This is a genomic window from Bacillus cereus group sp. MG16 (assembly GCF_040459875.1).
Classification (GTDB): domain Bacteria; phylum Bacillota; class Bacilli; order Bacillales; family Bacillaceae_G; genus Bacillus_A; species Bacillus_A paranthracis.
The window spans coordinates 5,311,543-5,325,000 of the sequence record NZ_JARVHE010000001.1 but is presented as its reverse complement, the minus strand read 5'-3'; the positions used below and the strand labels follow the sequence as shown (position 1 = coordinate 5,325,000).

Sequence of the window (13,458 nt, the reverse complement as noted above, 5' to 3'; positions counted from 1 at the left end):
AAACACAGCTCTCTGCGAAGCCGTAAGGCGAAGTATAGGGGGTGACACCTGCCCGGTGCTGGAAGGTTAAGGAGAGGGGTTAGCGTAAGCGAAGCTCTGAACTGAAGCCCCAGTAAACGGCGGCCGTAACTATAACGGTCCTAAGGTAGCGAAATTCCTTGTCGGGTAAGTTCCGACCCGCACGAAAGGTGTAACGATTTGGGCACTGTCTCAACCAGAGACTCGGTGAAATTATAGTACCTGTGAAGATGCAGGTTACCCGCGACAGGACGGAAAGACCCCGTGGAGCTTTACTGTAGCCTGATATTGAATTTTGGTACAGTTTGTACAGGATAGGCGGGAGCCTTTGAAACCGGAGCGCTAGCTTCGGTGGAGGCGCTGGTGGGATACCGCCCTGACTGTATTGAAATTCTAACCTACGGGTCTTATCGACCCGGGAGACAGTGTCAGGTGGGCAGTTTGACTGGGGCGGTCGCCTCCTAAAGTGTAACGGAGGCGCCCAAAGGTTCCCTCAGAATGGTTGGAAATCATTCGTAGAGTGCAAAGGCATAAGGGAGCTTGACTGCGAGACCTACAAGTCGAGCAGGGACGAAAGTCGGGCTTAGTGATCCGGTGGTTCCGCATGGAAGGGCCATCGCTCAACGGATAAAAGCTACCCCGGGGATAACAGGCTTATCTCCCCCAAGAGTCCACATCGACGGGGAGGTTTGGCACCTCGATGTCGGCTCATCGCATCCTGGGGCTGTAGTCGGTCCCAAGGGTTGGGCTGTTCGCCCATTAAAGCGGTACGCGAGCTGGGTTCAGAACGTCGTGAGACAGTTCGGTCCCTATCCGTCGTGGGCGTAGGAAATTTGAGAGGAGCTGTCCTTAGTACGAGAGGACCGGGATGGACGCACCGCTGGTGTACCAGTTGTTCTGCCAAGGGCATAGCTGGGTAGCTATGTGCGGAAGGGATAAGTGCTGAAAGCATCTAAGCATGAAGCCCCCCTCAAGATGAGATTTCCCATAGCGTAAGCTAGTAAGATCCCTGAAAGATGATCAGGTTGATAGGTTCGAGGTGGAAGCATGGTGACATGTGGAGCTGACGAATACTAATAGATCGAGGACTTAACCATATAATATGTAGCAAATGTTATCTAGTTTTGAAGGAATATGCCTTCATAGTTTGGTGATGATGGCAGAGAGGTCACACCCGTTCCCATACCGAACACGGAAGTTAAGCTCTCTAGCGCCGATGGTAGTTGGGACCTTGTCCCTGTGAGAGTAGGACGTCGCCAAGCAACTAAAAACACAAGTCTTTTGACTTGTGTTTTTTTGTGTTTTCAAACAGTATGCAAAAAGAAGTAATGGTAATACAAACACGTTGCCCAAGGATGAATCATATTATATAAGAAATCGATGTATATTTTTCTGTAAATTGTTAAGGAATAGAAGTATAAAATATGTCCATTTAAATTAAATAGGGAGGGAAAGATATGAAATCACAAAACGAAGTTTGTATTGTTTGTGAGACAGAAAGAAAAGAAGGGATATATGTTTATAATAATTTAATATGTTATGAATGTGAAAAGGACATGGTGAATACAGAAACAAATGATCCAAAGTATATATATTATTTAAAACAGCTTCGGAAATTAGAAGTATCATATTTCTAAATAGGCATATGCCTATTATTTTTTTTGTTCTGTATAATAGAGAAAGAATGAAATAATAAGGAAGAGATATAGATGAATCAAAATCGCATACCTTTATATGAAGCATTAATAGAGTTTAAAGAAAGAAGGCCGTTATCCTTTCATGTTCCAGGTCATAAAAATGGTTTAAACTTCCCTCAAGGGGCAGTAGAGGAGTTTAAAGATATACTATCTATCGATGTAACTGAGTTATCAGGGTTAGATGATTTACATAGTCCGTTTGAATGTATAGATGAGGCACAACAATTATTAGCTGATGTATATGGAGTGAACAAAAGTTATTTTTTAATTAATGGTTCAACAGTCGGGAACTTAGCAATGATTTTGTCTTGCTGTAGGGAACATGATATTGTTCTTGTACAAAGAAATTGTCATAAATCAATTATTAATGGTTTAAAATTAGCAGGAGCAAATCCAATTTTTTTAGATCCATGGATTGATGAAGCTTATAACGTACCCGTGGGAATTCATGATGAGATTATTAAGGAAGCAATTGAAAAATACCCAAATGCGAAAGCACTTATTTTAACACATCCTAATTATTATGGTATGGGGATGGATTTAGAGGCAAGCATTGCTTATGCACATGCACATAAAATTCCTGTGTTAGTAGATGAAGCGCATGGAGCTCATTTTTGTTTAGGTGGGGCATTTCCAAAGTCAGCTTTAGCATATGGTGCAGATATTGTAGTTCATTCCGCACATAAAACATTACCTGCGATGACGATGGGATCCTATTTACATATAAATAGCCGCTTAGTGAAAGAAGAAAAAGTTTCTACTTATTTAAGTATGCTACAATCTAGTAGTCCATCGTATCCAATTATGGCTTCCCTTGATATTGCACGCTTTACGATAGCGCGTATAAAAGAAAAGGGACATGATGAAATTGTCGAGTTTTTACAGGAATTTAAAGAAGAATTGTCTTCTATCCCACAATTAGCTATTTTACAATATCCATTACAAGACGAGCTAAAAGTTACCATACAGACGCGTTGTCAGTTATCAGGATACGAATTACAGTCTGTATTAGAAAAGGTTGGTATATATACCGAAATGGCAGATCCATATAATGTCTTATTTATTTTGCCTTTGCAAGTAAATAAGAAGTATATGAAGGCTATAGAGATGATCCGGGCGGCATTGCAACCTTATGAGGTGAAAGACAAGACGGAATCTATTCGTTATACTTATAAAGGAGAAATTTCTCCTTTACCGTATACATATAAACAACTGGAAGGATATGAAACAAAAGTAGTATCTGTAGAAGAAGCAGTTGGGATGATAGCGGCGGAAATGGTAATTCCATATCCACCTGGTATTCCATTGATTATGTATGGAGAAAGAATTACTTCAGAACATAAAGAGCAAATTATGCATTTAGAGAGAGCAGGCGCTCGTTTTCAAGGTAGCACGAAATATATGAAAGTGTATGATATAGAAAGTAGGTTTTAGGATGAAGGGATTATTTGTAACAATTGAGGGGCCAGAAGGTTCGGGTAAAACAACGTTAATTCAAGGTTTATTGCCATACTTTGAACAAAAGGAACAAAAGGTAATGGCGACGAGAGAACCAGGTGGTATTGCAATTTCTGAGGAGATTAGAACGATTTTACATAAGCAAGAATATACGATGATGGAAGCACGTACAGAGGCACTTCTATATGCCGCTGCACGTAGACAACATTTAGTGGAAAAAGTTATGCCGGCACTTGATGAGGATTACCTTGTATTATGTGATCGTTTTATAGATAGCTCTTTAGCGTATCAAGGCTATGCAAGAGGGTTAGGTATGGATAAAGTATTTGAAATCAATCGTTTCGCAACAGAAGACTGCATGCCTAGTTTAACAATTTACCTAGACATTGAACCCGAGGTTGGTTTAGCTCGAATTGCAAAAGATGCAGGACGTGAAGTGAATCGGTTAGATATGGAAGATATCACTTTCCATAAACGTGTGCGTGAAGGGTATTTACAAGTTGTAGAACGTTTCTCGGATCGTATTGTATTAGTAAATGCTGATCAACCAATGGAAAAACTTATAGAAGAAGTTATTCAAGTTATAGAAGATAAATTGTTATAATAGAAGGAAAGAATGAAATAAGTGAGGTATGCATTATGACGAAGACGTGGGAGCAGCTTTCTGCTATACAACCCATCGGTGTAAAAATGTTGATGAATAGCATCGCAAAAGAGCGTATATCCCACGCTTACTTATTAGAGGGAGGGAAAGGGACAGGAAAGTTTGCGACAGCAATTCAAATGGCAAAGAGTTTCCTCTGTTCTCAGCGGAATGGGGTAGAGCCTTGTCATGTATGTACAAATTGTAAGCGAATTGATTCAGGTAACCACCCAAACTTACATATTGTAAAACCAGACGGATTGTCTATTAAGAAGCAGCAAATTCATGATTTACAAGAAGAGTTTTCAAAAACAGGATTAGAAGCAAATAAAAAAGTATATGTTATTGAGCACGCAGACCGTATGACAGCAAATGCGGCGAATACACTGTTGAAATTTTTAGAAGAACCAAGTAGTGATACAACAGCTATTTTACTTACTGAACAAAGTCATCAAATTTTAAATACGATTTTATCTCGTTGTCAAGTTGTTACATTTAGACCGTTACCTACGGAATCTTTAATTAGAAGATTACAGGATGAAGGTGTTACGACATCTTTATCGACACTTGCTGCACAACTCACAAATAGTTTTGATGAAGCTTTAGCTTTATGTAGTGATGAATGGTTTGCACAAGCACGAGCTTTAGTGATAAAATTATGTGAAGCGCTCGAAAAAGATAAAGCCTCTATTTTTTTTGTACAAGAAAAATGGGGAAAACACTTTGGAGAGAAAGAACAATTACAGCAAGGTTTAGATATGTTACTCCTTATTTATAAGGATTTATTATATGTTCAACTTGGAGAAGAAGATCGTCTTGTTTTTCATGAGCAGAAAGAGATGTTTGAATCTTTCTCCTACGCTCAGAAGCGCATTGTATCAGCTCTCTTTAATATATTAGAGGCAAAAAATAGAATCAACGCTAATGTAAATGCGCAGCTTGTGTTCGAACAGTTAGTGTTGCGGTTGCAGGAGGGATGACCGTTTTGTATGATGTAGTAGGTGTTCGCTTTAAGAAGGCCGGAAAGGTGTATTACTTTGATCCGAATCAGTTCGATATCTCTGAAAATGAGTTTGTAATTGTAGAAACGGTAAGAGGTATTGAATACGGAAAAGTAGTTATTACCAAAAAGCAAGTTGATGAAAACGACGTTGTATTACCACTAAAAAAGGTTATTCGCATTGCAAATGAAAACGATCGTACCATTGTTGAAGAGAACAAATATGCTGCAAAAGAAGCATATCAAGTTTGTCAGCAAAAGGTAGTAGAACATAATCTTGATATGAAACTTGTAGATGTAGAGTATACGTTCGATCGCAATAAAATTATTTTCTACTTTACTGCGGATGGTCGGATTGATTTTCGCGAACTAGTGAAGGACTTAGCAGCAATTTTTAGGACAAGAATTGAACTAAGACAAATCGGTGTTCGTGATGAAGCGAAAATGCTTGGTGGTATTGGTCCATGTGGTCGTATGCTTTGTTGTTCTACTTTTTTAGGGGATTTTGAACCTGTATCCATTAAGATGGCAAAGGATCAAAATTTATCATTAAATCCTGCAAAAATCTCTGGTTTATGTGGTCGCTTAATGTGTTGCTTAAAATATGAGAACGATGAATATGAGGCAGCAAAGGAACAACTTCCTGATTTAGATCAACGTATACAAACCCCGCATGGTACTGGCCGTGTTATCGGATTAAATATTTTAGAAAGATTAATTCAAGTGGAACTAGTAGACAAGGAACGGATAGTAGAATATACGTTAGATGAGTTAGTGAATAAAGGGGTCGTTTCGAGTCAAACCACAGATTAATGAGGTGGGTGCTTGTGGAGAAAAAAGATATTTTTGCATCGGTTTCTAGTATGGAAGAGCAAATTGGACATTTATACAAACAGTTGGGAGAATTAAAACAACATCTTGCAGAGTTACTGGAAGAAAACCAACATATAAAAATGGAAAATGAAAATTTGCGACACCGCTTTGAAGAAGTACAGATTAAAGAAAAACAAAAAACTCAAAAACGTAAAGAAGTGAAGCCGAAGACAGATATTGGTGAAGGCTACGATAATTTAGCAAGACTATATCAAGAAGGTTTTCATATTTGTAATCTGCATTATGGAAGTGTACGTAAAGAGGGAGATTGTTTATTCTGCCTGTCATTTTTAAATAAAAAGTGAAATTACCTTTCCAATAATAATTGGAAAGGTAATTTTTTATACATGAGAGTAGAATCGAATATGTTTTTTATTAGTAGAAGATGAAATAGGGTAGGTTAAGTGTAAGAAAAGGAGCAACATATGAATTTATATGAAGATGAACGTTTAGATTACTTATTAGCACAAGATTTGAAAATTATACAAAGCCCATCAGTATTTAATTTCTCGTTAGATGCTGTTTTACTTGCAGACTTTGCTTGGGTGCCAATTCAAAAAGGTAATTTACTTGATTTGTGTACAGGTAATGCAGTTGTGCCCCTTCTATTAAGTACAAGGACGAAAGGGAATATTACTGGTGTAGAAATTCAAGAACGCTTATATGATATGGGAATAAGAAGTGTCCAATACAATAAGTTGGAAGAAAGAATTCACTTAATACACGGGGATTTGAAAGATATGCCGGAGAAACTTGGGCGTCATCAATATGATGTTGTCACATGTAATCCGCCTTATTTCCAAACACCTGCAACTTCTGAAAAAAATATGAATGAACATTTAGCGATAGCTCGTCATGAAATTATGTGTACACTAGAGGATGTTGTATCCGCAAGTAGTCAGCTAGTAAAGCAAGGCGGGAAAGTAGCATTTGTACATCGTCCAGGTCGTTTATTAGATATTGTTACATTAATGCGTAAATACAAAATTGAACCGAAGCGTGTACGATTTGTTTATCCTAAGGTAGGGAAAGAAGCGAATACATTGTTAATTGAAGGAATTAAGGACGGAAACGCAGATTTGAAAATATTGCCACCTCTTTTTGTATATGAAGAAAATAATGAATATACAAAGGAGATTCGTTCTATTTTATATGGAGAAGAATAAGCATTGTTTTTATGTAGTGGAGTGCTCTGATGGAAGTTACTATGCTGGATATACAAATCATATAGAGAAGCGGATTGAGACCCATAATAGCGGAAAAGGGGCTAAGTATACGCGTGCTAGACTTCCTGTTGCTTTAAAATACGTAGAATTTCATGAAGATAAGCGTACAGCTATGCAAGCAGAGTATTATTTTAAGCAATTAAATAGAAAACAAAAAGAAGAATATATGCAAAAAGGAGAACGCTATGTGGCAACAAAAAAGCTTTCAACAAAGTGAAAAGGGAGTTTTATATTTAGTACCAACTCCTATTGGAAATTTAGAAGATATGACATTTCGTGCAATCCGAATTTTAAAAGAAGCGGATTTAATTGCTGCTGAAGATACGAGACAAACGAAAAAACTTTGTAATTATTTTGAAATTGAAACGCCTGTTATGAGTTACCACGAGCATAATAAAGAAGTAAGTGGAAAGAAAATATTAGAGAAGTTAGATGAAGGAAAGACTGTAGCGCTTGTTAGTGACGCTGGTATGCCGTGTATTTCCGATCCAGGCTATGATATTGTTGTCGAGGCAGTAGCTGAGCAATATCATGTAATCCCGCTTCCTGGGGCAAATGCAGCCCTTACAGCATTAATTGCATCAGGACTTGAAACAAAACAGTTTTATTTCTATGGGTTTTTACAAAGAAATAAAAAAGAAAGAAAAATGGAGTTAGAGAAGCTTCGTTACATACAAACTACAATGATGTTTTATGAAGCGCCTCACCGCCTGGATGATACTTTAATCTCGATGCAAGAAGTATTGGGAAATAGAGAAATCGTATTATGCCGAGAGTTAACGAAAAAATTCGAGGAATTTATTCGAGGAACAGTTGAAGAAGCAATTGAGTGGACGAAACAAAATGAAGTTCGTGGTGAGTTTTGTATTTTAGTAGCTGGTTCAACGGAGGAACCTGCTCCAGAAGAAAAATGGTGGGAATCTATTTCAGTATATAATCATATTGAACATTATATAAACGAAAAAGGTATGAATTCAAAAGAGGCGATAAAAACAGTCGCTAAAGATCGAGATTTGTCGAAACGCGATGTATATCAAATCTATCATGTCGATAAAAAATAAGCTTCTCATAATTGAGAAGCTTATTTTGCTGTTTCGATATAATCTTGAAGCTCGTTTAAGATTTGCTCAGCGCCTTCTTTGCTTAAGATAATTTTACCTTCAGCTAAAGATAGGTTACCATCAGATACTTCACCAGTTACTTGGCAAGTCATGTTTGGCTTATATTTTTTTAAGATGATTTTCTCGTCATCAACATAGATTTCAAGAGCATCCTTTTCTGCAATACCTAAAGTACGGCGTAATTCGATCGGAATTACTACACGACCTAATTCATCAACTTTACGAACGATACCAGTAGATTTCATAATTCTTTTCCTCCTAAAGAAATAGTTTATAAGTTTCGAGTCTATTTTTAGATTCGTCATTTTTCGACAAAATACCCTATGGACATATGATACCAATCATTTACATTTCCGTCAATTCTTTAATTCTATATTTTTTAAAAAGATTTATAGATTTCTTACTTCTTATATATAATAGAATTTGAGTAATTTCTACTATTATTTCACTTTATTTTCGGAAAAATCAAGAAATTATAGGTGATGACTGTATATTTTCTTGAAATATGAGTAATAGATGATAAATATAAAAATATGAACTTGTTTTTATCCTGCATTAACGAGTAGTAAGATTCTAAATTTTAAATTCGGCTGGGCCAAAGAAGTTAAGTGGAAGTCGGATTGCTCGTAAAAGTCCGATTGGTGTGGGTTGATAATCCGTGGGAATGAACAAGACCCTCACAGATTAAAGTTTCACTTTATATATAAGTTTTTGATATACTATTTATAAATACATATGAGGTTATCCGGGAGGTCCAAAACAATGACAAAGGAAAAAAAATCCTTTTATATTACTACCCCAATTTATTATCCAAGTGGAAAATTACACATTGGACATGCTTATACAACAGTAGCAGGAGATGCGATGGCACGATATAAGCGTATGCAAGGATATAATGTTCATTATTTAACAGGAACTGATGAGCATGGACAGAAGATCCAAAAGAAAGCAGAAGAATTAAATGTTACACCACAAGCATATGTGGATAACATCGTTGCAGGAATTAAAGAACTTTGGGAGAAGATGGATATCTCCTATGATGACTTTATCCGTACAACGGAAGATCGTCATAAAGATGTTGTCGAAAAAATCTTCAAGCAACTAGTAGATCAAGGTGATATTTATCTTGATGAATATGAAGGTTGGTATTCTGTACAAGATGAGACATTCTATACAGAGCATCAATTAGTAGATCCAATTATGGAAGGTGACAAAGTAGTTGGGGGAAAAAGTCCAGACAGTGGTCATGATGTAGAACTTGTTCGTGAAGAATCATATTTCTTTAGAATGGGTAAATATGTTGACAGACTATTAAAGTTCTATGAAGAGAATCCACATTTCATTCAGCCAGAGTCTCGTAAGAATGAAATGATTAATAACTTTATTAAACCAGGATTGGAAGATTTAGCAGTTTCCCGTACTTCGTTTGACTGGGGAGTTCGTGTTCCAGGTAATCCGAAACACGTTATTTACGTATGGGTTGACGCATTATCTAACTACATTACAGCATTAGGTTATGGAACAGAAAATGAAGAGATGTATAAGAAGTTCTGGCCAGCAGATGTGCATTTAGTTGGAAAAGAAATCGTTCGTTTCCATACGATTTATTGGCCAATCATTTTAATGGCATTAGATTTACCTCTTCCGAAAAAAGTCTTTGCTCACGGTTGGATTCTAATGAAGGATGGAAAGATGAGTAAGTCAAAAGGAAACGTAGTAGATCCAGTTACATTAATCGATCGTTACGGATTAGATGCATTACGTTATTACTTACTTCGTGAAGTTCCATTTGGATCTGATGGCGTATTCACACCAGAAGGATTTGTGGAGCGTATTAATTTCGATTTAGCAAATGACTTAGGTAACCTATTAAATCGTACAGTAGCTATGATTGATAAGTACTTTAACGGAGAAATTCCTGCATTTAAAGCAAATGTAACGGAATTTGATGAAACGTTAGTAACGTTTGCACAGGATACATTGAAAAAAGTGGAAGAAGCAATGGAGAACATGGAATTCTCTGTAGCTCTAAGTTCAATTTGGCAATTGATTAGCCGTACGAATAAATATATTGACGAAACACAACCGTGGGTATTAGCGAAAGATGAGAATGATCGCGAAAAGTTAGCCTCTGTAATGGCTCACTTAGCAGAAGTACTTCGTCAAACAGGTATTATGCTTATGCCATTCTTAACAGTAGCACCAAGCAAGATGTTTGCTCAGCTTGGCCTTACTGAAGAAGCACATACATCTTGGGAAAGCCTGTCTACAATTGGATGCATTCCAGCTGGAACAAAAGTAGAAAAAGGAAACCCGATTTTCCCTCGTTTAGAAATGGAAGTAGAGGTAGCATACATTAAAGAACAAATGAAAGCCTCTGCTCCTAAAGTAGAAGAGAAAAAAGAAGAAGAACCGAAGGCAGAAGAAATTACAATTGATGATTTCTTTAAAGTAGAATTACGCGTAGCTGAAGTTCTATCTGCGGAACCTGTGAAAAAAGCAGACAAGTTGTTAAAAATTCAACTAGACTTAGGCACAGAAAAACGTCAAGTGGTTTCTGGAATTGCAAAATTTTATTCGCCGGAAGATTTAAAAGGCAAAAAAGTTATTTGTGTAACAAACTTAAAACCTGTAAAATTACGCGGTGAATTATCACAAGGTATGATCTTAGCGGGTGAAGAGAATGGCGTATTGTCATTAGCATCGATTGACCAAAATCTACCAAATGGTACAAAAATTAAGTAATTAAGACAAGAAAAGAGATGTTTCACGTGTAACATGTGTGAAGCGTCTTTTTTCTTTTTACACTCTCAATTTTTGCATTAAGATTGTAGTATTGTTATCGTTAAGTTATAAAAGAGCTTATTTGCGTAGAATAAATTTGATTTCAATATAAAAGGAGTTATGTATTATGTTGTTTGATACACATTCACATTTGAATGCAGAGCAATTTGAAGAAGACTTACAAGAAGTTATTGCCCGAATGAAAGAAGCGGGGGTTACTTATACAGTTGTTGTTGGTTTTGATGAAGTAACGATAAAAAAGGCGATTGAATTAGCTGAAGCCTATGATTTTATTTATGCCGCGGTTGGATGGCATCCAGTTGATGCAATCGACATGACAGAAGAGCATTTAGCTTGGTTAGAAGAACTTGCTTCTCATCCTAAAGTCGTTGCACTTGGAGAAATGGGCTTAGATTATCACTGGGATAAGTCTCCAAAAGAAATACAGAAAGAAGTATTCCGTAAACAAATTGCATTAGCGAAAAAAGTAAAATTACCGATTATTATACATAACCGCGATGCAACTCAAGATATTGTTGATATTCTAGAAGAAGAGAATGCAGCTGAAGTAGGAGGTATTATGCATTGCTTTAGCGGTAGCGTAGAGGTAGCAGAGCGATGTGTTGATATGAACTTTTTAATTTCGTTAGGTGGACCGGTTACGTTTAAAAACGCTAAGAAACCGAAAGAAGTTGCTACGGAGATTCCATTAGAGAAATTATTAATAGAGACGGATTGTCCGTATTTAACACCGCATCCATTTCGCGGGAAACGAAATGAACCAAGTTATGTAAAACTCGTAGCAGAAGAAATTGCGAACTTAAAAGGAATTTCTTATGAAGAGGTAGCGGAAGTAACAACTAAGAATGCAAAAGCTTTATTTGGTGTCGAATAAAAAGAATGGGGGAGCCCATTCTTTTTATTTTTTGAGAAACAGAATAGTAGAAGTGGTAGAGAAAACGAGGGTGAATGAGTAAGTGTTACAATAAGGAGAGAGAACAAAGTTTTGGACATTTTATTTTTTAAAATGTAACAATGGGGAAAATAATAATGGAAAAGTCGTCATTTTTTTGTTTTACTAAGTAGAGACGAAACGAGTGTGGAGGAAAGCATGAAAATTAAAGAGATTATCGTTGTAGAAGGTAAAGATGATACAGTCGCGATTAAGCGTGCTGTTGATGCGGATACAATTGAAACGAACGGTTCAGCAATCGGTGATCATGTTATTGAACAAGTTAAATTAGCGCTGCAAAAACGAGGCGTTATTATTTTCACAGATCCGGATTATCCTGGAGAGCGTATTCGAAAAATTATTTCTGATAAGGTGCCTGGATGTAAACATGCTTTTTTACCGAAGGAAGAAGCACTTGCTAAGAGGAAAAAAGGTGTCGGGATTGAACATGCTTCTAATGAATCAATTCGCCGTGCTTTAGAGAATATACATGAAGAAATGGAAGCTTACACAAGTGAAATCAGTTGGAGCGATTTAGTCGATGCAGGTTTAGTGGGCGGAGAAATGGCAAAGAGTCGCAGAGAAAGAATGGGTAAGCTATTAAAGATTGGTTATACAAACGCAAAACAGTTACATAAACGTTTACAAATGTTTCAAGTTTCAAAAGAATCATTTGCAGAAGCTTATAAGCAAGTCATACAGGAGGAAAGAAAATGAAGGATATCGCAACGCCAAATCGTACGAAAGATATTGTTGAAAAGTATGGATTTTCATTCAAAAAAAGTTTAGGACAAAATTTTTTAATTGATACGAATGTATTAAATCGTATCGTTGATCACGCTGAAATTGGTTCAGAAAGTGGTGCAATTGAAATTGGACCAGGTATCGGTGCATTAACAGAACAATTAGCGAAGCGTGCTAAAAAAGTAGTGGCTTTTGAAATTGATCAAAGGTTATTACCGATTTTAGATGAGACGTTAGCTCCATATGGCAACGTTACTGTTATCAATAAAGATGTACTAAAGGCAGATGTACATGAGGTGTTTAGTGAGCAATTTGAAGAAGGGCAAGATGTAATGGTAGTAGCTAACTTACCATACTATATTACGACGCCAATTTTATTTAAATTGCTGGAAGAGAAATTACCGGTTCGTGGATTCGTTGTTATGATGCAAAAAGAAGTTGGGGATCGTTTAGCGGCTAAGCCTGGAACGAAAGAGTACGGTTCTTTATCCATTGCTATTCAGTATTATACAGAGGTAGAAACAGTTATGACTGTACCGCGTACAGTGTTTGTGCCACAACCGAATGTTGATTCTGCAATTATTCGCCTCCTAAAGCGTCCTAAACCAGTGGTAGAGGTAACAGATGAGACATTCTTCTTTGAAGTAGTACGAGCAAGTTTTGCACAGCGTCGTAAAACTTTAATGAATAATTTATCAAATAATTTAAATGGTTTCCCGAAAGATAAAGAGCTGTTGGATCGGATTTTAACAGAAGTAGGAATTGATCCAAAACGAAGAGGCGAAACGCTATCTATCGAAGAGTTTGCGACATTAAGTAATGCATTAGTTCTTCATAAGTTATCATAAGGGTACAAAAGGGACAGTTCAATTTGAACTGTCCCTTTTGTCACCTTTCTCCTCCTAAATTCATACTTTAAAAACAGGTAAGATGGCCTAACGA

14 protein-coding genes and 2 rRNA genes (1 of these 16 only partly in view) are annotated in these 13,458 nt (G+C 36.9%); 15 read left to right on the top strand and 1 reads right to left on the bottom strand.

Annotated features, from left to right (window positions below):
- The 11 genes from QCI73_RS27640 to rsmI all read left to right on the top strand — a co-directional run.
- Positions 1-1,115: ribosomal RNA gene (locus QCI73_RS27640) — 23S ribosomal RNA — on the top strand (it extends 1,807 nt beyond the left edge of the window).
- Positions 1,116-1,164: 49 nt separating this feature from the next.
- Positions 1,165-1,280: ribosomal RNA gene (gene rrf / locus QCI73_RS27635) — 5S ribosomal RNA — on the top strand.
- A gap of 195 nt (positions 1,281-1,475) precedes the next feature.
- On the top strand, positions 1,476-1,655 hold the full coding sequence (locus QCI73_RS27630) for a sigma factor G inhibitor Gin (protein ID WP_000842028.1): 180 nt from the start codon (positions 1,476-1,478) through the stop codon (positions 1,653-1,655).
- A 72-nt stretch (positions 1,656-1,727) separates the two neighbouring features.
- On the top strand, positions 1,728-3,149 hold the full coding sequence (locus QCI73_RS27625) for an aminotransferase class I/II-fold pyridoxal phosphate-dependent enzyme (protein WP_074542408.1): 1,422 nt from the start codon (positions 1,728-1,730) through the stop codon (positions 3,147-3,149).
- 1 nt (position 3,150) lies between these two features.
- On the top strand, positions 3,151-3,777 hold the full coding sequence (gene tmk, locus QCI73_RS27620) for a dTMP kinase (RefSeq protein ID WP_000677231.1): 627 nt from the start codon (positions 3,151-3,153) through the stop codon (positions 3,775-3,777).
- 35 nt (positions 3,778-3,812) lie between these two features.
- On the top strand, positions 3,813-4,796 hold the full coding sequence (gene holB / locus QCI73_RS27615) for a DNA polymerase III subunit delta' (RefSeq protein ID WP_000169574.1): 984 nt from the start codon (positions 3,813-3,815) through the stop codon (positions 4,794-4,796).
- Positions 4,797-4,801: 5 nt separating this feature from the next.
- On the top strand, positions 4,802-5,629 hold the full coding sequence (locus QCI73_RS27610; protein ID WP_048538418.1) for a PSP1 domain-containing protein: 828 nt from the start codon (positions 4,802-4,804) through the stop codon (positions 5,627-5,629).
- Positions 5,630-5,643: 14 nt separating this feature from the next.
- The gene (gene yabA / locus QCI73_RS27605; protein WP_000412056.1) at positions 5,644-5,994 is read left to right on the top strand and encodes a DNA replication initiation control protein YabA; all 351 of its coding nucleotides are present in this window, start codon (positions 5,644-5,646) and stop codon (positions 5,992-5,994) included.
- Positions 5,995-6,114: 120 nt separating this feature from the next.
- Positions 6,115-6,855, top strand: a complete 741-nt coding sequence (locus QCI73_RS27600) for a tRNA1(Val) (adenine(37)-N6)-methyltransferase (protein ID WP_195756744.1) — start codon at positions 6,115-6,117, stop codon at positions 6,853-6,855.
- The gene (locus tag QCI73_RS27595; RefSeq protein ID WP_000414340.1) at positions 6,842-7,132 is read left to right on the top strand and encodes a GIY-YIG nuclease family protein; all 291 of its coding nucleotides are present in this window, start codon (positions 6,842-6,844) and stop codon (positions 7,130-7,132) included. Before QCI73_RS27600 ends, QCI73_RS27595 begins: the two co-directional genes overlap by 14 nt.
- Positions 7,101-7,976, top strand: coding sequence for a 16S rRNA (cytidine(1402)-2'-O)-methyltransferase (gene rsmI / locus QCI73_RS27590; protein WP_046199537.1), 876 nt, complete (start codon positions 7,101-7,103; stop codon positions 7,974-7,976). Before QCI73_RS27595 ends, rsmI begins: the two co-directional genes overlap by 32 nt.
- 20 nt (positions 7,977-7,996) lie before the next feature.
- Here the strand turns inward: rsmI and QCI73_RS27585 are convergent, their stop codons facing one another.
- A complete protein-coding gene (locus QCI73_RS27585; RefSeq protein WP_000843036.1) occupies positions 7,997-8,281 on the bottom strand; it encodes a transition state genes transcriptional regulator AbrB in 285 nt (94 codons plus the stop codon).
- A gap of 517 nt (positions 8,282-8,798) precedes the next feature.
- Here QCI73_RS27585 and metG point away from each other — a divergent pair.
- The 4 genes from metG to rsmA all read left to right on the top strand — a co-directional run bounded on the left by metG (position 8,799) and on the right by rsmA (position 13,364).
- Positions 8,799-10,781, top strand: a complete 1,983-nt coding sequence (gene metG / locus QCI73_RS27580; protein ID WP_353824076.1) for a methionine--tRNA ligase — start codon at positions 8,799-8,801, stop codon at positions 10,779-10,781.
- A 166-nt stretch (positions 10,782-10,947) separates the two neighbouring features.
- Positions 10,948-11,715 (top strand): TatD family hydrolase, encoded by a 768-nt coding sequence (locus QCI73_RS27575; RefSeq protein ID WP_000895831.1) that lies wholly within the window; start codon positions 10,948-10,950, stop codon positions 11,713-11,715.
- Between the two features lie 216 nt (positions 11,716-11,931).
- Positions 11,932-12,489: a ribonuclease M5 gene (rnmV, locus tag QCI73_RS27570; RefSeq protein WP_000692830.1), complete on the top strand. Its 558-nt coding sequence runs from the start codon at positions 11,932-11,934 to the stop codon at positions 12,487-12,489.
- Positions 12,486-13,364 carry a 16S rRNA (adenine(1518)-N(6)/adenine(1519)-N(6))-dimethyltransferase RsmA gene (gene rsmA, locus QCI73_RS27565; protein WP_000651552.1) on the top strand — a complete coding sequence of 293 codons (879 nt, stop codon included), beginning with the start codon at positions 12,486-12,488 and terminating at the stop codon, positions 13,362-13,364. Before rnmV ends, rsmA begins: the two co-directional genes overlap by 4 nt.
- Positions 13,365-13,458: the final 94 nt, after the last annotated feature.

What these genes read in the sequence shown, in the direction of transcription:
- QCI73_RS27595 (WP_000414340.1), top strand. Translation starts at nt 6,842, where the DNA reads ATGGAGAAGAATAAGCATTGTTTTTATGTAGTGGAGTGCTCTGATGGA.
- metG (WP_353824076.1), top strand. Translation starts at nt 8,799, where the DNA reads ATGACAAAGGAAAAAAAATCCTTTTATATTACTACCCCAATTTATTAT.
- rsmI (WP_046199537.1), top strand. Translation starts at nt 7,101, where the DNA reads ATGTGGCAACAAAAAAGCTTTCAACAAAGTGAAAAGGGAGTTTTATAT.
- rnmV (WP_000692830.1), top strand. Translation starts at nt 11,932, where the DNA reads ATGAAAATTAAAGAGATTATCGTTGTAGAAGGTAAAGATGATACAGTC.
- QCI73_RS27585 (WP_000843036.1), bottom strand. Translation starts at nt 8,281, where the DNA reads ATGAAATCTACTGGTATCGTTCGTAAAGTTGATGAATTAGGTCGTGTA.
- QCI73_RS27575 (WP_000895831.1), top strand. Translation starts at nt 10,948, where the DNA reads ATGTTGTTTGATACACATTCACATTTGAATGCAGAGCAATTTGAAGAA.
- QCI73_RS27630 (WP_000842028.1), top strand. Translation starts at nt 1,476, where the DNA reads ATGAAATCACAAAACGAAGTTTGTATTGTTTGTGAGACAGAAAGAAAA.
- holB (WP_000169574.1), top strand. Translation starts at nt 3,813, where the DNA reads ATGACGAAGACGTGGGAGCAGCTTTCTGCTATACAACCCATCGGTGTA.
- rsmA (WP_000651552.1), top strand. Translation starts at nt 12,486, where the DNA reads ATGAAGGATATCGCAACGCCAAATCGTACGAAAGATATTGTTGAAAAG.
- QCI73_RS27625 (WP_074542408.1), top strand. Translation starts at nt 1,728, where the DNA reads ATGAATCAAAATCGCATACCTTTATATGAAGCATTAATAGAGTTTAAA.
- QCI73_RS27600 (WP_195756744.1), top strand. Translation starts at nt 6,115, where the DNA reads ATGAATTTATATGAAGATGAACGTTTAGATTACTTATTAGCACAAGAT.
- tmk (WP_000677231.1), top strand. Translation starts at nt 3,151, where the DNA reads ATGAAGGGATTATTTGTAACAATTGAGGGGCCAGAAGGTTCGGGTAAA.